This window comes from Roseateles sp. L2-2, assembly GCF_050613215.1.
GTDB classification, from domain to species: Bacteria; Pseudomonadota; Gammaproteobacteria; order Burkholderiales; family Burkholderiaceae_C; genus Roseateles; species Roseateles noduli.
On record NZ_CP192509.1, the window covers coordinates 6,476,882 to 6,498,948 of the forward strand.

Genomic DNA, 22,067 nt, shown 5'->3' on the forward strand with positions numbered 1-22,067 from the left:
CCATGAAGACTTCTCTCACCACCCTCGCCCTGGCGCTTGCCGCCGTCGCGGTCCAGGCCCAGCCCGCCGCGCACGCGTCGCCGGATCCGGACGCGCGCCCCACACCGCCGACGATGCCGGCCGTCGTCCCGCCGGTTCCTCCGGTGCCGCCCGTGCCCGACGTCGGCGAGCTGATCGCCGAATCCGGCGTCGCGATGCACATCCTCAGTACGGAACGAGTCGTCAAGGGCGCCCCGTATTGCGCCCAGGCGGTGCATGAAACCGTCCAGCCGCTGGCCGACGGCAATCGCATCGTCCATCAGCAGACCAGCCAGCTGTGCCGCGACGGCGAAGGCCGGACGCGCCAGGAAGTCGAACGCCAGGGGCGCAAGGTGGTCTATCTCCGCGACGCCGTGAGCGGCGAGAACTGGCTGCTCGATCCCGAGCGCAAGACCGCGCGTTATCTCGGCGGTGGCCGCGTGGACGCCGAGGCCCAGCGCGAGTACGGCGAACGCATGCGCGAGTACCAGGACAAGATGCGGGACTACAACGACAAGATGCGCGAGTACGGCCGGAAGATGCGCGACTGGGCGCGCGAGAACTTCGGCCACGGCGAAACGACGCAGCGCGCCGAGGCGCCCAAGCCTCCGGCGGCGCCTGCGGCTCCCACGGTCCACGTCAACACACGCATCGCGACGCCGGTCGTGATCGCCCCGGGCGAGAGCAGCCAGGAGGTCCGCGTCATCCGCGTCGAGACGCCGCCGGGCGCCCTGGGCCCGCTGGCGCCGATGTCGCCCCTGCCGCCGGCCGTGGCGATGCGCATCGAGCCGATGATCCTCAACGGCCAGCTCAACGGACAGGACGGGCAGCCGGACACCCTGGCGCCCAAGGAGATCGACGGGCTCAAGGTCACCGGCAGCCGCGCGACGCGCACCATCCCCGCGGGCAAGATCGGCAACGAGAAGCCGATCGTGATCTCGCGCGAGGTGTGGACCTCGCCCGACCTGAAGGTGACCGTCAGCACCCAGACCAAGGATCCGCGCAGCGGCGAACAGAACTACCAGCTGCGCAACATCCGGCGCGTCGAACCCGAGGCCGCGCTGATGCGTGTGCCGGCGGACTTCGCGAAGACGGGCCTGCCCAAGCCGCGCACGCCAAAGGAAGGGAAGGACGGGAAGGAACGCAAGGAAGGCTGAGCCGTCTCCGGGGAGACGCCTCGAGCCGACAGTCCGGCGGGGCGTCGACAATGCCCCTTCGATGACCGCGCCGCCTTCCCCGCTCCCGCCGAAACTGATCCTGCAGACGCTCAACCGCGGCGACGGCCTGCTCGGCCTGCGGCCGCACGGCAAGCTGGGCCCGCGCGGCGATCGCGTGTCGCTGCTGCGGCTGGAACGGTGGCCGTCGGATCCCGCGGCGCTGGAGCAATGGCAGGCGTTGCCGCTGCATCCGGTGGATGTCGAGATGCTGCAGTGGCGCGACGCCTCCTTCGGGCGAGGCCTGACCCCGTGCTGGACGCTGGAGCAGGAAGACCTGTTCCCCGACTTTGCCGCCGACGAAGTGCCCCGGCTGCGCAAGCTGGGCTGGGAGATCGACTTCCTGCCCGGCTTCGCGCACCACAGCGTTGCGATCGACGCGTGGTCGCTGGAGATCCAGCCGGAGGACGAGGAGCCGGTCGACGTCCAGACCGCCATCGCGCCCGCCGCGGGCGCTGGCGACCGCCTGCCGACATTGGCGCTCTCACGCCGCAAGGGCTCCTGGATGCTGAGCCTGGGCGTGACGGTGCAAGGGCAGCGCGTCGACCTGGCGCCGATGATCTGGGACCTGCTGCGCAAGGACCGTCGCTGGCTCTACGCGGACGCGATCGCCGGCATCGATGACGACGCCATCATCAGCCTGAAGGCGCCGGGAGGGCGCCGGCTCCACTCGACGGCGGCGCCGCTGAAGCGGCTGATGCTCAACCTGCTGGACGTGCTCGTCGCACAGCGCTCACGGCGCGGACCGGTGAAGCTCACCTCGTGGGAAGCGGCCCGGCTGGCGGCGCTCGACATGCCGGACAGCCGCTGGCAGGTCTTCGGTGCCGACGAGCTTCGAACGATGTGGGAACGCCTGCGCGATGCCGGCCCGCCGCCGGCGTCGACGCCGCCCGAAGGCCTGGGCATCACGCTGCGCCCCTATCAGCTGCAGGGCCTGGCCTGGCTCCAGTACCTGGCGCGCCAGGAGCTCGGCGGGATCCTGGCCGACGACATGGGCCTGGGCAAGACCGCGCAGGCACTGGCGCATCTGCTGGTCGAGAAGCAGGCCGGACGGCTGACGGCACCGGCGCTCGTCGTCGCGCCCACCTCCCTGATCTTCAACTGGACACAGGAAGCCGCGCGCGTCGCGCCCGACCTGCGCGTGGCCACCTTGTCCGATCCGGCGGAGCGGGCGCAGGTGATGAAGCGCCTCGGCGACATCGACCTGCTGCTGTGCAGCTACGGACTGGCCTGGCGCGAAGTGCGGGCGCTCTCGAAGCCGACGTTCTCGGTGCTGGTGCTGGACGAGGCCCAGGCGGTGAAGAACCCCCGCTCCCGGGCGGCACGCGCGCTGCGCCGGCTCCAGGCGAATCAGCGGCTCGTGCTGACCGGCACGCCGCTCGAGAACCACCTGGGCGAACTCTGGACGCAGTTCGACTTCCTGATGCCGGGCTACCTCGGCGAGTCGCGCTCCTTTGCGCGGCATTGGCGCAAGCCGATCGAGCAGACCGGCGACGCCCGCCGCGCCCGGGAACTGGCGTCGCGCGTGCGGCCGTTCATCCTCCGCCGGCTGAAGGAGGAAGTCGCCAAGGACCTGCCGCCGATGACGGTGCTCACCCAGCGCATCCCGCTGCAAGGGCGTCAACGCCAGCTGTACGAAAGCGTCCGGATCGGCGCCGACCACCTGGTGCGGCGGTTGTTGAAGGATTCGGAGATCTTCGGCACCGGCTTGATGTCCGTGCTGGATGCGATGCTGAAGCTGCGTCAGGTCTGCTGCGATCCGCGGCTGGTGCCGGGTATTGCGCTCCCCCATGGAATGGAAGCCGCCAAGCTGGAATGGATCCAGGAGAAGGTGCCCGAGATGATCGCCCAGGGGCGGACGATCCTGATCTTTTCCCAGTTCACCGGGATGCTGGACCTGATCGGGGCCGCGATGGTCGAGCTGCGGATCCCGCTGATGAAGCTGACCGGCGAAACGCCGGAAGGCAAGCGGGGGGAGGTGGTGCGGCGCTTCCAGGCGGGCGAGGCGCCGCTGATGCTGGTCAGCCTGAAGGCCGGGGGCGTGGGGCTGACGCTGACGGCGGCGGACACCGTCATCCAGGTGGACCCGTGGTGGAACCCGGCGGTCGACGCGCAGGCCCATGCCCGCGCGCACCGGATCGGCCAGACCCGGCCGGTGTTCGTCCATCAACTGGCGATCGAGGGCTCGATCGAGGAGCGGATGCTCGAACTGCAGGCCCGCAAGCGGGCGCTGGCGGACGGCCTGCTGGGCCGCGATGGCGGGGAGCGTCTGGAGAAGTTCAGCGCCGACGAGATCGACCGGCTGCTGGCGCCCTTGCAGTCTCCGGACGACGAGGACTGACAGGCGCGGCGCGGAGGCGCTGGGTGGGCGGGGCCGCCGCCCGGACTCGGGGCGGCTCCGCTCAGGGAATCAGCGCTTGCGGTCGAAGCGCAGGGCGCGCGCGACGCTGCGGCGGTCGCAGCCCAGGCTGGCGACTTCGAAGGCTTCGTGCTTGCGGCCCTTGTCGTGCTGCGCCAGTTCCGGCATCGGGAGGCGGCGCGGCTGGGATTCGGTGCGGGTTTGGGACTTCATCATGGTCGGGGACCTTCTTGCCTTTCGGCGGCTTGGAGCGGGGGGAGACCGCTTGCAATAGCCGCTTTGTGCCAGCTAACGCGGGCCGTCGGCACGCCGTTGACAGCCTCCTCACAAATCTGAACAAAGCTCGCGCCATCGTCACGCCTCCGGCACCAAAATGGTGCCTTGGACGTATTGCGAACAGATTCGAGTCGGAAGCAACTCGGCTAAGCTCCGGGCCCATGTCCACGATGTCGTCTTCGTCACCGCTGCCGGCGCCCGCCTCCGAAGGGTCCCCCGACCTCCTGGTCGCCTGCCTGTGCGCCGCCTGGTGCCGGACCTGCGACACCTATCGGGACGACTTCGCCGCGCTGCGCCAGCAGCATCCCGGCGCCCGTTTCCTGTGGGTGGACATCGAGGACGATTCGGAGCTGGTCGACGATCTGGAGGTCGAGACCTTCCCGACGCTGCTGATCGGGCAGGGGGAACGGGTCTGTTTCATCGGACCGGTGCTGCCGGGACCGGCGGCGGCCCAGCGCTTGATCCAGGCCGCCCAGGACAACCCGGCGATGTCCGCCGCCAGCCCCAATGCGCCGGCCGGTACGACCGCCGCAGCGCAGTCGCTGCTGTCCCGCCTGCGGCAATCCTGCTGAGCTATTCCCCGACCCCGCGCGCTGCGCGCGCCCCTCACCCCCACCCTCTCCCGCGGTGCGGGAGAGGGAGTGAGAATGCACTGAGCCATTCGTAGCAGGAGCACTGGGGTGGCCCCCTCTCCCGCACTGCGGGAGAGGGTGGGGGTGAGGGCCAGCGGCGGCGGAAGTACGGCTGCCCGAGCGAGAATGGCTCACCGCCAACCCCCAAGGCCGGCTGTCCGCGCGACCCGCGGCGAGCCGGTGCATCGATGAACGTCCAATTCAAGAACTCGGTGGCTCGCGCCACGCCCATCCTGGCGCTGGATCGCGCCGCCTACCAGGCCCTGGCCCCGAAGCTGCCCAAGCGCACCCAGCAATGGCTGGCGACGCTGGGCTTCTCCGCCGCGCCGGACACCTTCGCGCTGGTGCCGGGCGAGGACGGCAAGCTGGCGCAGGTCTTCGCCGGCGTGGCGCACGCCGCCCACCCGTTCGCGCTGTCGGCCCTGCCGCTCGCGCTGCCTGAAGGCAGCTACACGCTCTCGCCCGACGGCCTGCCGCTGCAGGACGAGGCCGCCGCGCTCTCCTGGGAGCTGGGCTGCTACCAGTTCGACCTCTACAAGCCGCGCAAGCGCGAGCCGGCCCAGCTGCTCGTCAAGAACAGCCCGGACGGCCAGCGCGGCCTGGCGATCGCCACCGCGATGACCGCCGTGCGCGACCTGGTCAACACGCCTGCCGAGCACATGGGCCCGGAAGAGCTCTCGAAGGCCGCGGCCGTCGTCGGCAAGCAGCACGGCGCCAAGTTCAAGGAGATCGTCGGCGACGACCTGCTGAAGAAGAACTTCCCGGCCATCCACGCCGTCGGCCGCGCCAGCACCCGCGCGCCGCGCCTGATCGAGCTGAACTGGGGCAGCGACAAGCACCCCCGGCTGACGCTGGTCGGCAAGGGCGTGTGCTTCGACACCGGCGGCCTGGACATCAAGCCGGCCGACGGCATGCGCCAGATGAAGAAGGACATGGGCGGCGCGGCCAACACGCTGGGCCTGGCCACGCTGATCATGGCGCTGAAGCTGCCGGTGCGCCTGCAGGTGCTGATCCCGGCCGTGGAGAACTCGATCAGCGGCAACGCCTATCGTCCTGGCGACGTCATCAAGACCCGCGCCGGCCTGCACATCGAGATCGGCAACACCGACGCCGAAGGCCGCGTGATCCTGTGCGACGCGCTGGCCTACGCCGTCGAGTCCAAGCCCGAGCTGATCATCGACCTGGCCACGCTGACCGGCGCGGCCCGCATCGCGCTGGGCGCGCAGTTGCCGGCGCTGTTCACCAAGCACATGGACACGGGCCGCGACCTGGTCGACCTCGGCCTGAAGATGGACGATCCGCTGTGGCACATGCCGCTGTGGGCGCCGTACAAGGAAGGCATCACGTCGAGCATCGCCGACATCGTGAACACCGGCCGCAGCGCGTTGGCCGGCGCGATCAACGCGGCGCTGTTCCTCGAAGCCTTCGTCCCGGCCGAGCAGGACTGGCTGCACATCGACCTGTTCGCCTGGAACGACATCGCGCGTCCGGGTCGCCCGGTCGGCGGCGAAGCCCAGACCATCCGCACGCTGCTGGCCTACATCGAGGAACGCTTCAGCGCCTGACGGTCCTGTGATCGGCGCCGGTCCGGCGTCCGATCACTCCCCCGCGCGCAGCCACGCGGCGGCGCGCTCCGCGATCATCAGCGTGGGCGAATTCGTGTTCCCGCTGGTGATCGTCGGCATGACGCTCGCATCGACGACGCGCAGGCCGGACACCCCTCGCACGCGCAGCCGGCTGTCGACGACGGCGGTCTCATCGTCGGCCCGCCCCATGCGGCAGGTGCCGACCGGGTGGAAGATCGTCGTGGCGATGTCGCCGGCCAGGCGCGCCAGCTCCTCGTCCGTCTGGAACTCGACGCCGGGCTTGTGCTCGCGCGGCCGGTAGCGCGACAGCGCCGGCTGCTCGACGATGCGCCGCGTCAGCCGCAGGCTGCGCGCGGCGATCTCGCGGTCCTCGGCGGTGCTCAGGTAGTTGGGCGCGATCCGCGGCGCATCGGCCGCCTCCGCGCTGCGGATCGTGACCGTGCCGCGGCTCGTGGGATTCAGGTTGCAGACGCTCGCCGTGAACGCGTTGAACGCGTGCAGCGGCTCGCCGAACGCGTCCAGCGACAGCGGTTGCACGTGGTACTGCAGATCGGGCCAATCCTTGTCCGGTCCGCTCTTCGCGAACGCGCCGAGCTGCGAAGGCGCCATGCTCATCGGCCCGGTGCGGCGCAGTGCGTATTCGAGCCCGATCCGCGCCTTGCCGAACCAGCTCGACGCCAGCGTGTTGAGCGTGCTCACGTCGTCGACCTGGAAGACCGCGCGGATCTGCAAGTGATCCTGCAAGTTGGCGCCGACGCCGGACAGGTCCTTCACGACGTCGATGCCATGCTGTTCCAGCAGCGCCGCCGGCCCGAGGCCCGACAGCTGCAGCAGTTGCGGCGACCCGATCGCACCGGCCGCGAGCAGCACTTCGCCGCCCGGGTTCAGGCGGACCGTCTCCAGCCCGTGAGGCGTGCGCACGAGCACGCCGTCGCAGCGGACCGCGCCGTCGACCTGCTCGAACAGCAGCCGCTGCGCATGCGCGCCGGTCCACATCTCGAAGTTGGGACGCCGGTAGCAGGCCGGCCGCAGGAAGGCCTTCGCCGTGTTCCAGCGCCAGCCGTTGCGCTGGTTGACCTCGAAGTAGCCGACACCCTCGTTGTTGCCGCGATTGAAGTCGGGCGTCGCCGGAATGCCGGCCTCCTGGGCCGCCGCCGCGAACGCGTCCAGGACCGCCCAGCGCAGCCGCTGCTTCTCGACCCGCCACTCCCCGCCGTGTCCGTGCATCGCCGGGTCGAAACCGGGCGGACGCTCGGCGCCTTCGTCCAGACGCCAGTGATCTTCATGCTCGCGGAAGTAGGGCAGCACCGCGTCCCAGCGCCACGCGTCGTCGCCGGCTGATTCGGCCCAGCCGTCGTAGTCGCGGGTCTGACCCCGCATGTAGATCATCCCGTTGATGCTCGAGCTCCCGCCCAGCACCTTGCCGCGCGGATAGCGCAGGCTGCGTCCGTTCAGGCCCGCGTCGGGCTCCGTCTTGAACAGCCAGTCCGTGCGCGGATTGCCGATGCAGTAGAGGTAGCCGACGGGGATGTGGATCCAGTGGTAGTCGTCGCGGCCGCCGGCTTCGAGCAGCAGCACGCGCTTGGACGTGTCGGCGCTGAGCCGGTTGGCGAGCAGGCAGCCGGCGGTGCCGGCACCCACGATGATGAAATCGAAGCGGCCCGAGGCGGTCTCGGGCGCCGCGTCGCGGTCGGTGCTTGGGTTGTCTCCGCCCATGTCTCTCTTGTCGTGATGGGTCTGTGAAGACCCATGCTGACCGAGCCACGGGCGGCCGGCAACCTCGTTGTCACCAGGAGCCGACGGCCTCTTGCTCCGGCTGCTCCGCAGTGCGCCCGTTCAGCGCGTACCAGTCGATGCGCCGCGTCAGCGTCATGACCGCCGCCAGCACCGCGAAGAGCAGCGAGGCGCCGACCACCAGCGAGGCCTTCTCCAGGTTCAGCAGGATGAACAGCGCGCCGTAGAGCACCGCCACCAGCGCGCCGAACCCCAGGCCGCGCAGCGCCGTTCCGAGCATGGCCGCCCCGTAGAAGGTCAGCAGCCCGATCGCCGCGCCCGCCGCCAGCGCATAGGACAGCGCGAAGCTCAGGTGTTCGGACAGGCTGAGCAGCAGCAGGAAGAACAGCGTCATTGCCAGGCCGACGAGCAGGTACTGCACCGGGTGCACGCGGCGGCGGGACAGCAGCTCCAGCAGACCCACGCTCACGAAAGTCAGCACGATGAACATCAGGCCGTACTTGATGGCGCGGTCGCTCATGACGTAAGGGTTGACCGGGTCGATCATCGAGAAGGCCAGCGTGTCGGCGATCGATTCCCCCTTGGCATTGCCGGTCGACGCGGACGGATAGCCGCCCGCTTCCGGATCGCGATCGATGCCGGGCATCGCGCGGCCGGCCGCGACGTCGCGCAGCGCGGTGGTCGCGAGTTCGGAGACCTGCCAGCTGGCCTCGAAACCCTTGGCGTCGATGGTGCTCGACACCGGCAGGAAGCGGCCGCCGAAGCTCGGATGCGGCCAGTCCGCGCGCAGCTTCACCTGCGTCGCCGACGCGGCCGGCACCACGCCGAAGTCGGTCATGCCGATCAGGTTCATCGACACGGCCAGCGCCAGCGGCTCGGTCAGCGGCTGCTCGGGCAGCACCGCGTGCAGACCGCGCGGGTAGCTGTCGTTCCGGGTGCCGGGGCGTACCGCCAGCGGCGCGTCGCCGCGCTTGATCCCGACGACACGCAGCCCGCGGGAATCGCTGACGGCCACCACGACCCGCGGGGCGTCGCATTGAAGCTTGCCGGCGTGCTCCGCCTTCGGCGTCAACGCTTCCAGGGAATGCCAGCGCGCCTGCATCGCCACCTGCGCGGCGTAGGCGTTGATCTTGAACAGACCGCGTCGGCGCGGCTCCTGGTTGAGCGTGCCGTCCACCGAGAGTTCGGCCGGCATCGTCGACACGATGAAGTCGCGCCGCGCGGTGCTCGCCGCGCCGTTGGCGGCGACGGTCGACCATTCCTCCGTGCAGCTGCGCTGCACGATCGGGCCCAGCAGCACCTGCGGCCCCGCCTGCGCCGCGGCGACGCCGGCCTCCGCGGCGCGTTGCCGTCCCTGGCGTTCATCCACGAGCCAGCCGATCCGCATCAGCACGAACATCAGCAGCAGCGTCACCCCGCCCAGGATCACCAGCTTCCACCACAGCGCCTTCCTCTGCATCGTCCTTCTCCTTGCCCCTCGGCAATCCACAGAAGGCGGCAGTCTCGGCAGGGGCGGTGAGTTCAGGACGAAGTTTGTGAAGCGGCCGTGAAGAGCGGGAAAGCGAGCCGCACGCGCAGGCCCGGCTCGGCGGGTTCGAAGCGCAACTCGCCGCGATGCAGGCCCGCGATCTGACGCACGATGGCCAGGCCCAGGCCGGAGCCCTTGCGCAGGCTGCCCGGCCGGGCGGTCGAGAAGAAGCGCTCGCCCAGTTGCGCGAACGCACCCGCCGGTACACCGGGGCCGTGATCGCGAAGTTCGAAGAACGCGCTGGCGCCGTGGGCGCCGCTCGCCGACTCGATGCCCACCTGCAGCGTCAGCTCGGAGCCGGACGGCGCGAAGTCGATCGCGTTCGTCAGCAGGTTGCTGATGGCCAGCGCCAGCATCTCGGCGTCCGCCTGCAGCTCCACCGCGTCGCGGCGCAGCCAGCGTACCGTCAACGACTGCTGTGCCAGCCGGTCGCCGAGCAGCGCCAGCACCTGGTCGACCGCGCCGACGAGGGCCACCGGGCGGGGATGCTCCGGCCCGCGCCGCAGTTCCAGCGTGGACAGCGCGAGCAGGCGTTCGACCAGTTCCGTCATGCGCTCGCTCTGCGAGACCACCTGCGCGGCGAAGCGCTGGCGGTCGGCGCCGGGCAGCTCTTCCTGCAGAAGTTCGCCGGCGCCCCTCAGCGCGGCCAGCGGGCTCTTCAGCTCATGCGTCAGCGCCCGCGCCATGTGTTCGAGGCGCTCCCGCCCGTCCAGCCGTTCCCGCATCGCATCCATCGCGTGCGCCAGGTCGCCGAGCTCGCCGGGTACCTTGGGCGGCACCTGGCGCTGGCCCATCTGCACCTCCTGGGCGTAGCGGCGCAGGCGGCGCACCGCCGCGATCATCCACACGGTCACCGCCACGCCCACCGCCAGCGACACCGCCAGCAGCGACAGCCCGGCGATCCAGATGCGGCGCTCGGCGCGGAAGATGATCTGCTGGACCGCCGCGGCCGGCTTGGCGACGGTGACGACGCCGATCGTCCGGTCCCCGACGCGGACCGGCGCGGCCACGTACATCACCGGACTGCCCTGCGGGTCCTTGCCGTTGCCCAGGTCGCCCGCGTTGCCGTAGGGCGTGAGCCGCTCCGGCGTCGTGCGCGCGCCGTAGTCGCCGCGCAGCGTGCGCGCGACGTCGTTCCAGGCCGAGTAGTCCTGCCCCACCGCCGAGGTGGGACTGGTGTCCAGCACCACCCGCCCCGTGGCGTCGGTGACGTAGATGCGGAAGTCCAGCGAGCGCTTGCGCGCGCTGAGGATGCGCGCGTCCACGGGCCGCTCGGCGTAGTCGCGAACCCGCTGCGCGAACCGTGTGCCGCTCAGGTTGCCGCCCGGCGGCATCGCGGCGAGCTCGTCACGCGCCAGCGCCGCCACCAGGTTGGCGGTGTCGACCATCATGTCCTCCATCACCTCGCGCACGCTGGGCTTGAACTCGCCCAGCACGACGCGCAGCAGGATGAAGGCGCTCAGCCCCGCCACCAGGAAGAAGCCGAGGAACAGTCGCAGGCCGAGGCGCATCCGCCGTCACTCCAGCGAATAGCCCATGCCGCGGTGCGTGCGGATCGGGTCGAGGTCGGGGCGCACCTGGCGCAGCTTGGCGCGCAGGGTCTTGATGTGGGTGTCCACGGTGCGGTCGCCGCTGTCGGCGTCCATGCCCCAGACGGCGTCCAGCAGGCTGTCGCGGCTGTGGATGCGACCGGGCGCCTTGAGCAGGCGCAGCATCAGGCCGAGCTCGCGGCGCGTCAGCGGCAGCAGCTCGCCGTGGAAGCGCACGCGGGAACCTTCAGCCTCGACGACGAAACCGGCGACGGCCGGCGCGGGCGCCTCTACCGGCGCCTGGGCGCGGCGCAGCAGCGCCCGCACCCGCGCCACCAGTTCCCGGTTGCTGAACGGCTTGGCGAGGTAGTCGTCGGCGCCGAGTTCCAGGCCCAGCACCTTGTCGCCTTCCTCGCTGCGGGCGCTGAGGACCAGCACCGGCAGGCGCGCCAGCGGGCCCTGGCGCAGTTCGCGGCACAGGTCCAGGCCGTTGCCGTCCGGCAGGCCGACGTCGAGGATCGCCAGGTCCGGCGCGTTATCGGCCAGCGCGGCGCGTGCCTCGTGCACCCAGCCGCAGGCGCGGACGCGGTAGCCCTCCCGCTCCAGCACGAAGCAGACAGTCTGGGCGATCGCGGGGTCGTCCTCCAGCAGCAGGACCTGGCCCGCGAAGGGCGCGGGCGGCGGCGAAGCGGGGGACGGCGCTGAAGACGACGCAGGCGACGTGGCGGCGGAAGACGTGCTCATGCCCGCGATCATCGCGGAGTTGCGTGGCGCTTTCCGTCGGCCGGGGGGCCCTCGGCCAGTTCCCGCAGGTAACGCAGGCCTTCCGCGGCACGCGGGCCGTACCAGCTGATCAGTTCGCCGTCGACCAGCCGCACGCGGGCGTTCGGGCAGAGCGCCTGCGCTTCGGCCAGATGCTCCTCCCCGAAGCGGTAGGGCTCGGAGCTGAGCAGCAGCTCGTCGATGTCCGCCAGCCAGGGTTCGCTGCCGGTCACGACCGGATAACGCGCGGCGCCGTGCGATCCGCCCTCGACCGGCGGCCAGGTCTGCCAGCCCACCTCGGCGAGCATGCGCGCGATGTAGGTGTCCCGCGCCACGGTCATCCACGGCGCGCGCCAGATCAGGTAGAGCACCCGGCGCCCGGGCTGCTCCGCCGGGAGATCGGCGCGGAAGGACCGGCAGGCGGCGAGCTCGCCTTGCAGCTCCGCGGCGAGGCGCTCGGCACGGTCGCGGAGTTCGGGGACATCCGGCAGCGCGGCTTCGGAGTAAAGCACTTCGTCTTCCCGGACATCTTTTCTTCCGGAAGGTTCAGACCTGACCCCCAGTTCGGCGGCAAAAACCTCCACCATCTCGACGATCTGCGCGATCAGGGCGAGGTTGTCCTCCGGCGCGCAGGGGTGCGTCACCACCAAATGGGGGATCTCGTCGCGCAGGGCCTCGACGGTGTCGAGCCGGTTCTCGTCCACATTGACCACCACATGGGTGGGAGCGAGGGCCCGCAGCTTCGGCAGGTTGACGTCCTTGGTCCCGCCGATCTTTGATATTGCTGACACCGCCGCCGCGGGGTGAATGCAAAAACCGGTACGCCCGACGATCCAGGGGCCCAATCCGAGTGCGAACAGCAGTTCCGTCACCGAAGGGACGAGCGACACGATGCGGAGGCGCGCCGGGTTTGGCGACTCGTCCGTCGGGGGGAGAGGCGGTGCGATGGGCGACACGTTGTGCGATTTCAGCAGAGTTGCATCCGCATAGTGGAAAACACCAGGGCCAGAAGCAGCGAGTCAGGAGTCTGATTTGCCCCACCAAGATGCCGGGGGCGGAGATTGTTGAGCGCCTCTGACACTGCTCGGGGTTTGTGCGCATAAGCTGAAAAACAACAACCAGCTTGACGCGTTGCGAACCGCCAATCCTGTCACACATAATCGGATCGCCTGAATGCAGCGCCTTCGTATGAGTGGTTCACGATGGGTTGAAGCAGCACATTGGGTTATTTGGTTTTGAAAGGGCTTCCCCCATGGGAAACAAGCTATACGTGGGCAACCTCGCTTACAGCGTGCGAGATGAGTCGCTCCAGGAGGCATTCGCGCCATTCGGCACCGTCATTTCCGCCAAGGTCATGATGGATCGTGAGACGGGACGTTCCAAGGGCTTCGGCTTCGTGGAAATGTCGACGGACGACGAAGCGCAAGCTGCCATCAACGGCATGAACGGTCAGGCCCTCGACGGCCGCGCGATCGTGGTCAACGTGGCTCGTCCGCGTGAAGACCGTCCGGGCGGCGGTGGTGGCTTCGGCGGCGGCCGCAGCGGTGGTGGCGGCTTCGGCGGCGGCGGTGGCCGCAGCGGTGGCGGCGGCTACGGCGGTGGTGGCGGCGGCGGCTACGGTGGTGGCGGCGGCGGTGGTCGCAGTGGCGGCGGCGGCGGTTACGGCGGTGGCCGTAGCGGCGGCGGCGGTTACGGCGGCGGCGGCGGTGGCGGCTACGGTGGTGGCGGCGGCGGCAGCTACGGCGGCGGTCGCGGCGGCTACTGAGCCACGCACGGCAGGCGGGTCCATCCCGCCTTGCAATGAAAAAGGCGCTCCTCGGAGCGCCTTTTTCTTTGGGTGATCAGCCCCTGAGTCGCCGGGGCGGGCGTCACGCGGTGCCGGTCCTTGTCTTGCTCCCTCTCCCGCTTGCGGGAGAGGGCAGGGGTGAGGGCCAGCGACCGTGGCAGTGCGCCGCCAGGGTCAGGTCTCGCCCTGACGATGCTTGCGCGGCCGCCCGGCCAGCAGGCGGTCGAAGACCGCGCCCGGCAGCAGCCGCATGACGCGCGCCACGACGCCCATCTGCCACGGGATGAACCTCACCCGCGCCCCCGCCTCGATGGCCGCATAGGCCTTGCGCGCGAAGTCTTCCGGCTGCATCAGGAAGGGCATCCCATAGCGGTTCTCGCGCGTCAGCGGAGTATCGACATACCCCGGCGCAATCGTCACGACCTTCACGCCGTCGGGCCGACATTCCCCGCGCAGGCTCTCGCAATAACTGAACACCGCGGCCTTGCTGGAGCAGTAAGCGCCGTGTCCCGGCAACCCGCGGATACCCGCCACGCTGGCGATGCCCACGAGTGTCCCGCTGCGTCGCGCGCGCATCGCGCTGATGAACGGATGGAAGGTCGCGGCCAGGCCGATGTTGTTGGTGGCGTAGAGGCGCTGCATCACGGCGAGGTCCTCGTAGATCGCCGTGTCCATGCCGATGCTGATGCCGGCGTTGGCGATCACGACATCGGGCAGGCCCTGCTCGTCCATGCAGCGGCGGCCGGTGGCCGCGATGGCCTCGACGTCGCTGACGTCGGCGCGGTACACGCGCCAGCGCGACGGCGCCAGCTGCTGCTGCTCGGCCCAGGCGCTCAGTTCCTCGACGCGGCGCGCCACCAGCGCCAGCTTCCAGCCCTCGCGGTAGTACTGCAGCGCGAGCGCCTGACCGATGCCGCTGGAGGCACCGGTGATGTAGACAAGTCGGGTCATGGCTTGCTGCTGAAGGTCGCGGTGCCGGAGGCCGCCTTGGCCGGTCTGGCAGCCGGCTTCGCGGCGGCACCAGTGGCGGCGGCGGCCCCGGTCGCGGCGTTGGAGGCGGCAGTGCCGGCGGCCTTCGCTGCCGCCTTCGCGGGTTGCAGCGACGGGCGCACGCCGGGCTGCGCGGCGAAGGTCGCGCGACCGCCGCCGCTGAAGGTCAGGCGGCCGGTCAACTGGTCGTAGACGAAGCTCTTCACCTGCATCTCGCCGCCCATGCCGACGACACGCGCCGGGAGGTGCGAGCGGATCTGCTGCTGCGGCACGAAGGCATGCAGGAACTCGCCGTAGAGCTCCAGATCGGGCGCCTTGGCCGTATCCCCGTTGGGATAGCGCTTGACCTTCACGACGCCGAGCAACTGAACCTCGCTGCCGTCGCCGTTGGACACGCCGCGCTGCGCGTCGGCCACCAGCAGCTCGTCCAGCTTGCCGTAGGCGCGCAGCTGCGGGCTGTCGATCTCCAGCGTGTCGTTGTCGGGGTAATGGCGCATCTCGGTGCCGATGATCCGGCCGGTGAGCCGCCCGTCGCTGCTGAAGCGCTGGACCTCGAAACCGTTCATCCGGTAGTCCGGCTCATGCTTGGGCGCGGTCTTCTCGCGCGGCGCTTCCAACTGGGGCGTGTTCTTGATGAGCCACCAGGTGAAGCCGGCCAGCGCCGCCATCAGCAGCAGCGGCACGTAGTTGGCGAGCATCGACTGCAGACGCCACAGCAACGGTTGTGCGCGACGGCGCGGAGCGGTCGGCGGCGGAACGAGTGCCGCCATCAGTGACCGCCTCCGTCCAGCGTTTCGAGGTGGCCATGCAGCAGCCGCGCGTACTGGCCCGCCGCCATCAGCAGCAGGTCGCAGAACTCGCGCGCGGCGCCGTGTCCGCCGGCGGCCGCGGTGACGTGATGGGCCACCGCCTTCACCTCGGCATGGGCCTGCGCCGGCGCGCACGCGAAGCCCGCGCGCACCATGAGCGGCAGGTCGGGCCAATCGTCGCCGATCGCGGCCACCTCGTCCCAGTGCAGGCCCAGCTGATCGAGCAGCGGCTGCGCCGCGGCCAGCTTGTTCTTCGCGCCGTAGACGGCATGCGGCAGGCCGAGATCCGCCACCCGACGCCGCACCGCCGGCGAGTCCCGGCCCGTGATCACGATGGGCACGATGCCGCCCTGCGCCAGCAGCTTCATGCCGTGGCCGTCCAGCGTGGCGAAGGCCTTGATCGTCTCGCCCGCTTCGCTCAGGTAGATGCGGCCGTCGGTCAGCACCCCGTCGACATCGAAGATCGCGGCCTTCAGCCCGAGCGCCGGACCTTGCGCCTTCAGCAGCAGTTCGGGGGGAAAGGACAGCGCGGGCTTCAGTTCACGCACCACAGCCGGCATGGCCGCGGCCGTGCCGCTCGGGGTATAGGACGGTGTGCCGCTCATCAGATCACCTTCGCGCGCATCAGGTCGTTGATGCTGATCGCGCCGACGAGGCGCTGCTCGTCGTCGACCGCCAGCACCAGCGTGATGCGCGCCTGTTCCATCAGGTCGGCCGCGACCACCGCCAGCGCGTCGGCGGCGACGGTGCGCGGATTCGGATGCATCACCTGGGCGGCGGTCAGGCCGCGCAGGTCGGTGCCGCGTTCGATCAGGCGGCGCAGGTCGCCGTCGGTGAAGATGCCGCCGACCTTGCCGTCGGCGTCGGCCAGCACGGCGCAGCCCAGGCCCTTGTCGGACATCACCCGCATCATGTCGAGCAGCGGCAGGTCCGCGCCGACGCGGGGCAGCGAGTCGCCGCTGCGCATCAGGTCGCGCACATGCGTCAGCAGGCGGCGGCCGAGCGAGCCGCCCGGGTGCGAGCGCGCGAAGTCCTCGGCGCGGAAGCCGCGGGCGTCCAGCAGCGCCACGGCCAGCGCGTCGCCGAGCGCGATCTGCGCGGTGGTGCTGGCCGTCGGCGCGAGGTTCAGCGGACAGGCTTCCTGCTCCACGCGCGAGTCCAGCACGAAGTTCGAATGCTTGGCCAGCGACGACGACAGCCCGCCGGTCATGCCGATCAGCGTCACGCCCAGGCGCTTGAGCACCGGGATGATGGCGTTGAGCTCGTCGCTCTCGCCGGAATTGGACAGCGCCAGCACGATGTCGCCGGGCGTGACCATGCCGAGGTCGCCGTGGCTGGCTTCGCCCGGATGGACGAAGAACGCCGGCGTGCCGGTGGACGCCAGCGTGGCGGCGATCTTGCGGCCCACGTGGCCGCTCTTGCCCATGCCCATCACCACCACGCGGCCGCTGCTGTCGAGGATGGTGCGGACCACCTGCTCGAACGATTCGCCCAGGCGCGGACCGAGCGCCAGCAGCGCGTCGGCCTCGACTTTCAAGGCGGCGCGGGCCACGTCGAGCGCGCGGGAATGGGTGAGGGCGGCATGGGTCGTCATAAGGGCGAAAGTGTAGCCGCCGGGGTGGATTCAGTCCGGCGCCGGACCCAGCCGCATCGCCACGCCGAAGCCCCCGTCCACGGGGGGCAGGCGCAGGTCGCCGCCGTGGGCGCGCGCCACCAGATCGGCCATCATCAGGCCCAGGCCCATGCGGCCTTCGTACTGCTGGCGCTCCAGCGCATCGTTGAGGTCCACGCGCTGCCAGTCGGCCACGCCTTCGCCGTTGTCGACCAGTTGCACCGTCAGCCCGCCGTCGGGCTGACGGTGCAGGCGCAGCTGCACCCGCGAGGCGCCGTGGCGCCAGGCGTTGTCGATCAGGTTGATCAGCGCCGCGGCGAGCAGGTCGGGGTCCGCGTCGATCCCGGCCTCGTCCTCGGGCAGGTCCAGCGCGAGGCCGTCCGGCAGCGGCAGCAGCGACAGCAGCTCGATCAGGTCCAGGCGCTGCCAGCGCAGGCTCATGCCGGTGCGGAACAGCGTCAGCAGCGCGGTCACCACGCGGCGCAGGCGGTCGGCGGCCTCGCGGGTGCGCTGCAAGCGCGCGCGCGATTCGGGCGGCGCCTCGCGCAGTGCCATGGCGAGCTGCGCATCCATGCCCGCGAGCGGCGTGCGCAGCGCATGCGCGGCATGGGCGCTGAAGGCGCGTTCGTTGGCCACGCGCTGCGCGAGGCGCTGGCCGAGGTCCAGCACCGCGGCACGGATTCCGGCGAGCTCCTGCCGGTGCTGCTCGGGCAGCAGCTGACGGGTGTCGAGCGGGTCGTAATCGGCGAGCGCGCTGGACAACTCGGCCAGCGGCGCGAGCTCCGCGCGCGCGCGCCGGTTCATCCACATCATGCACAGGCCGCCGACCAGCAAGGCCGAGAAGGCGCTGGCGAGCCCCACGCGGGTGCGCACTTCCTTCCGTTCCGCACTGGTCTGCGCCACCATCAGCCAGCCCGGTCCGGCGACCGTCGGCAGCGGACGCACATGGACGCGCCAGTCGTCGCCGTCGGTGCCGTCGTCCTGCCAGTCGCTGAAGCCGGGCGGCAGCTTCCAGGCGTTCACCGGCGCCAGCGGCGAGCGGTGCAGCAACCTGCCGTCCGCGCCGACAAGCTGCCAGGCGAAATGGGTGCTGAGGTCGTCGTTGTCGGCGATCTCGGCGGGCATCGCGCTGCTCTGGCGCAGCAGCTGCCCCAGCACCTGCGAGGACGCCTGCAGCGTCTCGTCGAGCAGCTCGTCGACCTCCTCCTGCACCACCAGCCAGACGCTCACGCCCGCCAGCAACGCCCAGAACGCGGAGATCATCAGCAGCTGGCGCGCCAGGCGGCCGGCGATCGACGGGCGGCGGGGGCCTTCGGGCGGTTTCACGGGGGCGGTCACTGTCGGGTTCAGCGGCGAATTCAATGGCGAGTTCAGCGGCGGGCCCACCGGGCGTGTCACGCCGCCTCCGGACCGAGGCGGTAGCCCAGGCCGCGGACGGTCTCGATCAGCTCGCGGCCGAGCTTGCGACGCAGGCTCGACACGTGGACCTCCAGGGCGTTGCTCAGCACCTCGGCGTCGTCGCCCAGCACCTGCAGTTCGAGATCGCGCTTCGGATACAGCCGCCCGGCGCGCTGCGCCAGCGCCTCCAGCACGGCCCACTCGCGGGCGGTCAGCTCCACCGCGTGCCCGTCCCGCGTCGCACGCTTCGCGGCGAGGTCGAGCACCACGTCCCCGTACCGGCGCTGCGAGCTGCTCGCGCCCACATGGCGACGGCTGACCGCGCGCAGGCGGGCGGCGAGCTCCTCCGGCGCGAAGGGCTTCACCAGGTAGTCGTCGGCGCCGCTGTCCAGGCCCTGCAGGCGGTCGGCGAGCAGGTCCCGCGCGGTCAGCATCAGCGCCGGCGTCGACACGCCGCGCTGGCGCAGGCCGCGCAGCCAGTCCAGGCCCGAGCCGTCCGGCAGTTGCCAGTCGACCAGCAGCGCCTCGAATTCCTCGTGCTGGCGCGGCAGCACCTCGGACAGTCGCCGCGCCCAGGTCACCGTGTGGCCTTCGGTGCGCAGGAAATCGCGCAGGCCTTCGCCGAGGAGTTCGTCGTCTTCGAGCAGCAGCAGTCGCATGGCGTGAGGGCGGCCTTCAGGCCGTGTCGTCGAGCCGGGAAGATAGCAGTCGCCGCCGCCTCGTGCGCGCGGACCTGCCGGCGTGCGAAGTGTCGCCGGTCTTCAGCCGGCCTTCAGCTTGGCTTCAGGGCGACTTCAGTGCCGCGGCGCCCACTGCGTTCCGTGAAGCCGCATCCCCTCTCCTCCCTCCAGCTCGGCGCCGGCTCGACCGCGACGCCGGTCCTGTCGCCCGTCGGGGCGATGCCGCTGCCCGCGCTGCGACGCGGATGGCTGGTGGCGCTCGCCGGCCTGGCCGCGCTGCTGCTGTGGGACCTGGCGGGGTGGGACCTCGCCGTCGTGCGGCTCTTCGCGGATGCACACGGCTTCGCGCTGCGCGACCACTGGATGACCTCCGGCCTGCTCCACCAGGGCGGACGCTGGGTGGCCACCGGACTGGCCGTGATGCTCGTGATCAACGCGGTGCGACCGCTCTGGCCCGGGCTCACGCGGCGTGAACGCTGGGGCGCGGTGGCGTTGACGGCGGTCAGCCTGATCCTCATCCCGCTGATGAAGCAGGGCAGCACGACGAGCTGCCCCTGGGACCTCGCCGAGTTCGGCGGCGTCGCCCACTACGTCTCGCACTGGCACTTCGGCATCCGCGACGGCGGGCCGGGTCATTGCTTCCCCTCGGGCCATGCGAGTTCCGCCTTCGCGTTCTTCAGCCTCTTCTTCATGCTGCGCCGTGCCTACCCGCGGCAGGCGCGATTCGCGCTGGGCGCGGTGATCGCGATGGGCGTGCTCTACGGCTTCGCGCAGATGGCGCGCGGCGCGCATTACCCCAGCCACACGATGTGGACCGGCTGGATCTGCTGGACGCTGGCGGTGGTCGCGTCGCCCTGGCTGCGAGCCCGCGACGCCGACGCGGTTACATGACGGATTCATCGCCCTGACGATCGCGGGCTTCCAGAATCGGTGCTCCTGCAACCGACTCTGGAGAGATGCGATGGGCAAGAAACTGCTGCTGCTGGCCGGCGACTACGTCGAGGACTACGAGCTGATGGTGCCGTTCCAGGCGCTGCAGGCCGTGGGCCACCAGGTCCACGCCATCTGTCCCGGCAAGAAGGCTGGGGACTACGTCCTCACGGCGATCCATGACTTCGAGGGCGCGCAGACCTACTCGGAGAAGCCGGGACACCGCTTCACGCTGAACGCGAGCTTCGACGACATCAAGCCGGAGGACTACGACGCGCTCGTGATCCCGGGCGGCCGGGCGCCGGAGTACCTGCGCACGATGCCGGGCGTGCTGCCGCTGGTGCAGCATTTCTCGAAGACCGACAAGCCCATCGCGGCGATCTGCCACGGCGCGCAGTTGCTGGCCGCGGCGGGCATCATCCGCGGCAAGAAGGTCTCGGCCTATCCCGCCTGTGCGGCGGAGGTCGAGCTGGCGGGTGCGAGCTTCGCCGACATCCCGGTCGACCAGGCCGTCACCGACGGCAAGCTGGTCACCGCGCCGGCGTGGCCGGCGCATCCCGCGTGGATCGCTCAGTTCCTGCAGGTGCTGGGCACGAAGATCACGCACTAGGAAAGAAAAAACGGGCGCCAGAGGCGCCCGTTCGTCCCGTAACCGCGAGAAACCGCGGTCGATGGTTCAGGGATACAGACCGCGCTCTTCGCGCGCTTCCAGCACCCGCGTGCAGGCCACCGTGAAGGCGGCCGTGCGCAGCGGGATCTTGTGCTGTTCCGCGGTGTCCCAGATGCCCTTGAACGCGCCGACGAGGATCTTGTCCAGGCGGACGTTGATCTCGTCTTCAGTCCAGAAGAACGACGAGAAGTCCTGCACCCACTCGAAGTAGGACACCGTCACGCCGCCGGCGTTGGCGATCACGTCGGGGACGACGATGATGCCGCGGTCGGCCAGCACGGCGTCGCCGTCCGGGGTGGTCGGGCCGTTCGCACCTTCGATCACGACGCGGGTCTGCACGCGCTTGGCGCGTTCACCGGTGATCTGGCCTTCCAGGGCGGCCGGGATCAGGATGTCCGACTTCACGTCCCAGAAGTTCTCGTTGTCGATGCGGTCGGCGCCCTTGAAGCCGCCCACGCCGCCCGTGCGGGCCACGTGGTCCAGCAGGTCGGTCATGTCCAGGCCGTTCTCGTTCAGGATGGTGCCGGTGTGGTCCTGCACCGCGACGATGATGGCGCCGTTGGCGGCGAACATCTTCGCGGCCACCGACCCCACGTTGCCGAAGCCCTGCACGGCGACGCGCGCGCCTTCGAGGTTCACGTTCAGGCGGCGCATCGCTTCGCGACCGACGACGAACACGCCGCGGCCGGTGGCGGCCACGCGGCCGAGCGAACCGCCCAGCGCGATCGGCTTGCCGGTCACGACGCCGGTGGCGGTCGCGCCCACGTTCATCGAGTACGTGTCCATCATCCAGGCCATGATCTGGCCGTTGGTGTTCACGTCAGGCGCGGGGATGTCCTGGGTCGGGCCGATGATCATGCCGATCTCGCTGGTGTAGCGGCGGGTGACCTTCTCCAGCTCCTTCATCGACAGCGTCTTCGGGTCCAGGCGGATGCCGCCCTTCGCGCCGCCGTACGGCAGGTTCACCGCGGCGTTCTTGACCGTCATCCAGGCCGACAGCGCCATCACTTCTTCCAGCGTGACGTCCGGGTGGTAGCGCACGCCGCCCTTGCCGGGGCCGCGGGTCAGGCTGTGTTGGACGCGGTAGCCCTCGAAGTGGGCGATGGTGCCGTTGTCGAGTTCGATGGGGATGTCCACGATCAGCGCGCGCTTGGGGCGGCGCAGCGTTTCCACCCAGCGGGCCAGCTTGCCCAGGTAGGGCTCGACCGCGTCGATCTGGGACAGGTAGGTGCCCCAGGGACTGTTGCGCGTGGGGGAAACGAAAGACAGGTTGGGCATGAAATGCTCCGTAACTTTTCGGTGGCGCGAACGGTACCCCGAAGCCCTGCCCGTCCGCCACGTGCGGCAAAGCCGAGTGCACATGCGGGCATGCGCCCCATGCATAAGGCGGGTAGTTTGCGCCTGGGAAGTGACCAAAGCCAAGCCCCCCGCCATCTGTACGGGTCGCGCCGAGGGGCGTGTCCAGGTGTGTATGGAAAGCGACGGACGCCGGGCCGCGAACGCCTTCGACGTCCCGACTTGTCCCATCCGGGGCTGCCCGGCGTAGCGGCCCAG

The 22,067-nt window shown here is 70.4% G+C and carries 20 protein-coding genes; 7 read left to right on the forward strand and 13 right to left on the reverse strand.

The features are described from left to right. Positions 1-2 precede the first annotated feature (2 nt). On the forward strand, positions 3-1,175 hold the full coding sequence (locus ACQZ13_RS28795) for a hypothetical protein (RefSeq protein ID WP_431049230.1): 1,173 nt from the start codon (positions 3-5) through the stop codon (positions 1,173-1,175). Positions 1,176-1,236: 61 nt separating this feature from the next. Beyond that, entirely contained in the window at positions 1,237-3,573 is a 2,337-nt protein-coding gene (locus ACQZ13_RS28800) for a DEAD/DEAH box helicase (RefSeq protein WP_431049231.1), read from the forward strand. Positions 3,574-3,642: 69 nt separating this feature from the next. Here the strand turns inward: ACQZ13_RS28800 and ACQZ13_RS28805 are convergent, their stop codons facing one another. Further along, positions 3,643-3,807: a hypothetical protein gene (locus ACQZ13_RS28805; RefSeq protein WP_157522821.1), complete on the reverse strand. Its 165-nt coding sequence runs from the start codon at positions 3,805-3,807 to the stop codon at positions 3,643-3,645. A 221-nt stretch (positions 3,808-4,028) separates the two neighbouring features. Here ACQZ13_RS28805 and ACQZ13_RS28810 point away from each other — a divergent pair, with 221 nt between their 5' ends. Next, positions 4,029-4,439, forward strand: a complete 411-nt coding sequence (locus tag ACQZ13_RS28810) for a thioredoxin family protein (protein WP_431049232.1) — start codon at positions 4,029-4,031, stop codon at positions 4,437-4,439. 248 nt (positions 4,440-4,687) lie between these two features. After that, complete coding sequence (locus tag ACQZ13_RS28815) at positions 4,688-6,064, forward strand: leucyl aminopeptidase family protein (protein WP_431049233.1); 1,377 nt, start codon at positions 4,688-4,690, stop codon at positions 6,062-6,064. Positions 6,065-6,097: 33 nt separating this feature from the next. On the opposite strand, the gene ACQZ13_RS28820 is transcribed toward ACQZ13_RS28815, so the two are convergent. From ACQZ13_RS28820 to ACQZ13_RS28840, 5 genes are all read right to left on the reverse strand, one after another. Continuing rightward, positions 6,098-7,801 (reverse strand): GMC family oxidoreductase, encoded by a 1,704-nt coding sequence (locus ACQZ13_RS28820; protein ID WP_431049234.1) that lies wholly within the window; start codon positions 7,799-7,801, stop codon positions 6,098-6,100. 70 nt (positions 7,802-7,871) lie between these two features. Further along, positions 7,872-9,278 (reverse strand): cell envelope integrity protein CreD, encoded by a 1,407-nt coding sequence (creD, locus tag ACQZ13_RS28825; RefSeq protein ID WP_431049235.1) that lies wholly within the window; start codon positions 9,276-9,278, stop codon positions 7,872-7,874. Between the two features lie 62 nt (positions 9,279-9,340). Beyond that, positions 9,341-10,858: a two-component system sensor histidine kinase CreC gene (creC, locus tag ACQZ13_RS28830; protein ID WP_431049236.1), complete on the reverse strand. Its 1,518-nt coding sequence runs from the start codon at positions 10,856-10,858 to the stop codon at positions 9,341-9,343. Positions 10,859-10,864: 6 nt separating this feature from the next. Beyond that, positions 10,865-11,620, reverse strand: coding sequence for a two-component system response regulator CreB (gene creB, locus ACQZ13_RS28835; RefSeq protein ID WP_431049237.1), 756 nt, complete (start codon positions 11,618-11,620; stop codon positions 10,865-10,867). Positions 11,621-11,628: 8 nt separating this feature from the next. Continuing rightward, positions 11,629-12,528 carry a helical backbone metal receptor gene (locus ACQZ13_RS28840; RefSeq protein ID WP_431049238.1) on the reverse strand — a complete coding sequence of 300 codons (900 nt, stop codon included), beginning with the start codon at positions 12,526-12,528 and terminating at the stop codon, positions 11,629-11,631. A gap of 362 nt (positions 12,529-12,890) precedes the next feature. On the opposite strand from ACQZ13_RS28840, the gene ACQZ13_RS28845 reads away from it, so the two are divergent. Then, positions 12,891-13,403, forward strand: a complete 513-nt coding sequence (locus tag ACQZ13_RS28845; RefSeq protein ID WP_431049239.1) for an RNA recognition motif domain-containing protein — start codon at positions 12,891-12,893, stop codon at positions 13,401-13,403. A gap of 195 nt (positions 13,404-13,598) precedes the next feature. Here the strand turns inward: ACQZ13_RS28845 and ACQZ13_RS28850 are convergent, their stop codons facing one another. Genes ACQZ13_RS28850 through ACQZ13_RS28875 form a run of 6 tightly spaced genes read right to left on the reverse strand, consistent with a single transcriptional unit; the run spans position 13,599 to position 18,892 of the window. After that, on the reverse strand, positions 13,599-14,375 hold the full coding sequence (locus ACQZ13_RS28850) for an SDR family oxidoreductase (RefSeq protein WP_431049240.1): 777 nt from the start codon (positions 14,373-14,375) through the stop codon (positions 13,599-13,601). Beyond that, positions 14,372-15,184 (reverse strand): LPS export ABC transporter periplasmic protein LptC, encoded by an 813-nt coding sequence (gene lptC / locus ACQZ13_RS28855; RefSeq protein ID WP_431049241.1) that lies wholly within the window; start codon positions 15,182-15,184, stop codon positions 14,372-14,374. Before lptC ends, ACQZ13_RS28850 begins: the two co-directional genes overlap by 4 nt. Further along, positions 15,184-15,783, reverse strand: coding sequence for a KdsC family phosphatase (locus ACQZ13_RS28860; RefSeq protein WP_431053418.1), 600 nt, complete (start codon positions 15,781-15,783; stop codon positions 15,184-15,186). The genes lptC and ACQZ13_RS28860 overlap by 1 nt, the downstream gene beginning before the upstream one ends. Positions 15,784-15,827: 44 nt before the next feature. After that, entirely contained in the window at positions 15,828-16,817 is a 990-nt protein-coding gene (locus ACQZ13_RS28865) for a KpsF/GutQ family sugar-phosphate isomerase (RefSeq protein ID WP_431049242.1), read from the reverse strand. A 30-nt stretch (positions 16,818-16,847) separates the two neighbouring features. Next, positions 16,848-18,233 carry an ATP-binding protein gene (locus ACQZ13_RS28870; protein ID WP_431049243.1) on the reverse strand — a complete coding sequence of 462 codons (1,386 nt, stop codon included), beginning with the start codon at positions 18,231-18,233 and terminating at the stop codon, positions 16,848-16,850. Further along, entirely contained in the window at positions 18,230-18,892 is a 663-nt protein-coding gene (locus ACQZ13_RS28875; RefSeq protein ID WP_088408131.1) for a response regulator transcription factor, read from the reverse strand. The genes ACQZ13_RS28870 and ACQZ13_RS28875 overlap by 4 nt, the downstream gene beginning before the upstream one ends. A gap of 162 nt (positions 18,893-19,054) precedes the next feature. Between ACQZ13_RS28875 and ACQZ13_RS28880 the strand changes: the two genes are divergently transcribed. Both ACQZ13_RS28880 and ACQZ13_RS28885 read left to right on the forward strand, forming a co-directional pair. Continuing rightward, positions 19,055-19,804 (forward strand): phosphatase PAP2 family protein, encoded by a 750-nt coding sequence (locus ACQZ13_RS28880; protein WP_431049244.1) that lies wholly within the window; start codon positions 19,055-19,057, stop codon positions 19,802-19,804. A gap of 70 nt (positions 19,805-19,874) precedes the next feature. Then, positions 19,875-20,453, forward strand: coding sequence for a DJ-1/PfpI family protein (locus tag ACQZ13_RS28885; protein WP_431049245.1), 579 nt, complete (start codon positions 19,875-19,877; stop codon positions 20,451-20,453). Between the two features lie 66 nt (positions 20,454-20,519). On the opposite strand, the gene ACQZ13_RS28890 is transcribed toward ACQZ13_RS28885, so the two are convergent. Next, complete coding sequence (locus ACQZ13_RS28890; protein WP_431049246.1) at positions 20,520-21,791, reverse strand: Glu/Leu/Phe/Val family dehydrogenase; 1,272 nt, start codon at positions 21,789-21,791, stop codon at positions 20,520-20,522. Between the last annotated feature and the right edge of the window lie 276 nt (positions 21,792-22,067).

Excerpts from the sequence above, each read along its gene's own strand:
- ACQZ13_RS28865 (WP_431049242.1), bottom strand. The coding sequence starts at position 16,817 with ATGACGACCCATGCCGCCCTCACCCATTCCCGCGCGCTCGACGTGGCC.
- creC (WP_431049236.1), bottom strand. The coding sequence starts at position 10,858 with ATGCGCCTCGGCCTGCGACTGTTCCTCGGCTTCTTCCTGGTGGCGGGG.
- ACQZ13_RS28875 (WP_088408131.1), bottom strand. The coding sequence starts at position 18,892 with ATGCGACTGCTGCTGCTCGAAGACGACGAACTCCTCGGCGAAGGCCTG.
- ACQZ13_RS28800 (WP_431049231.1), top strand. The coding sequence starts at position 1,237 with ATGACCGCGCCGCCTTCCCCGCTCCCGCCGAAACTGATCCTGCAGACG.
- ACQZ13_RS28845 (WP_431049239.1), top strand. The coding sequence starts at position 12,891 with ATGGGAAACAAGCTATACGTGGGCAACCTCGCTTACAGCGTGCGAGAT.
- ACQZ13_RS28850 (WP_431049240.1), bottom strand. The coding sequence starts at position 14,375 with ATGACCCGACTTGTCTACATCACCGGTGCCTCCAGCGGCATCGGTCAG.
- ACQZ13_RS28820 (WP_431049234.1), bottom strand. The coding sequence starts at position 7,801 with ATGGGCGGAGACAACCCAAGCACCGACCGCGACGCGGCGCCCGAGACC.
- ACQZ13_RS28795 (WP_431049230.1), top strand. The coding sequence starts at position 3 with ATGAAGACTTCTCTCACCACCCTCGCCCTGGCGCTTGCCGCCGTCGCG.
- creB (WP_431049237.1), bottom strand. The coding sequence starts at position 11,620 with ATGAGCACGTCTTCCGCCGCCACGTCGCCTGCGTCGTCTTCAGCGCCG.
- ACQZ13_RS28890 (WP_431049246.1), bottom strand. The coding sequence starts at position 21,791 with ATGCCCAACCTGTCTTTCGTTTCCCCCACGCGCAACAGTCCCTGGGGC.
- ACQZ13_RS28815 (WP_431049233.1), top strand. The coding sequence starts at position 4,688 with ATGAACGTCCAATTCAAGAACTCGGTGGCTCGCGCCACGCCCATCCTG.
- ACQZ13_RS28860 (WP_431053418.1), bottom strand. The coding sequence starts at position 15,783 with ATGCCGGCTGTGGTGCGTGAACTGAAGCCCGCGCTGTCCTTTCCCCCC.
- ACQZ13_RS28810 (WP_431049232.1), top strand. The coding sequence starts at position 4,029 with ATGTCCACGATGTCGTCTTCGTCACCGCTGCCGGCGCCCGCCTCCGAA.
- ACQZ13_RS28805 (WP_157522821.1), bottom strand. The coding sequence starts at position 3,807 with ATGATGAAGTCCCAAACCCGCACCGAATCCCAGCCGCGCCGCCTCCCG.
- lptC (WP_431049241.1), bottom strand. The coding sequence starts at position 15,184 with ATGGCGGCACTCGTTCCGCCGCCGACCGCTCCGCGCCGTCGCGCACAA.
- creD (WP_431049235.1), bottom strand. The coding sequence starts at position 9,278 with ATGCAGAGGAAGGCGCTGTGGTGGAAGCTGGTGATCCTGGGCGGGGTG.
- ACQZ13_RS28885 (WP_431049245.1), top strand. The coding sequence starts at position 19,875 with ATGGGCAAGAAACTGCTGCTGCTGGCCGGCGACTACGTCGAGGACTAC.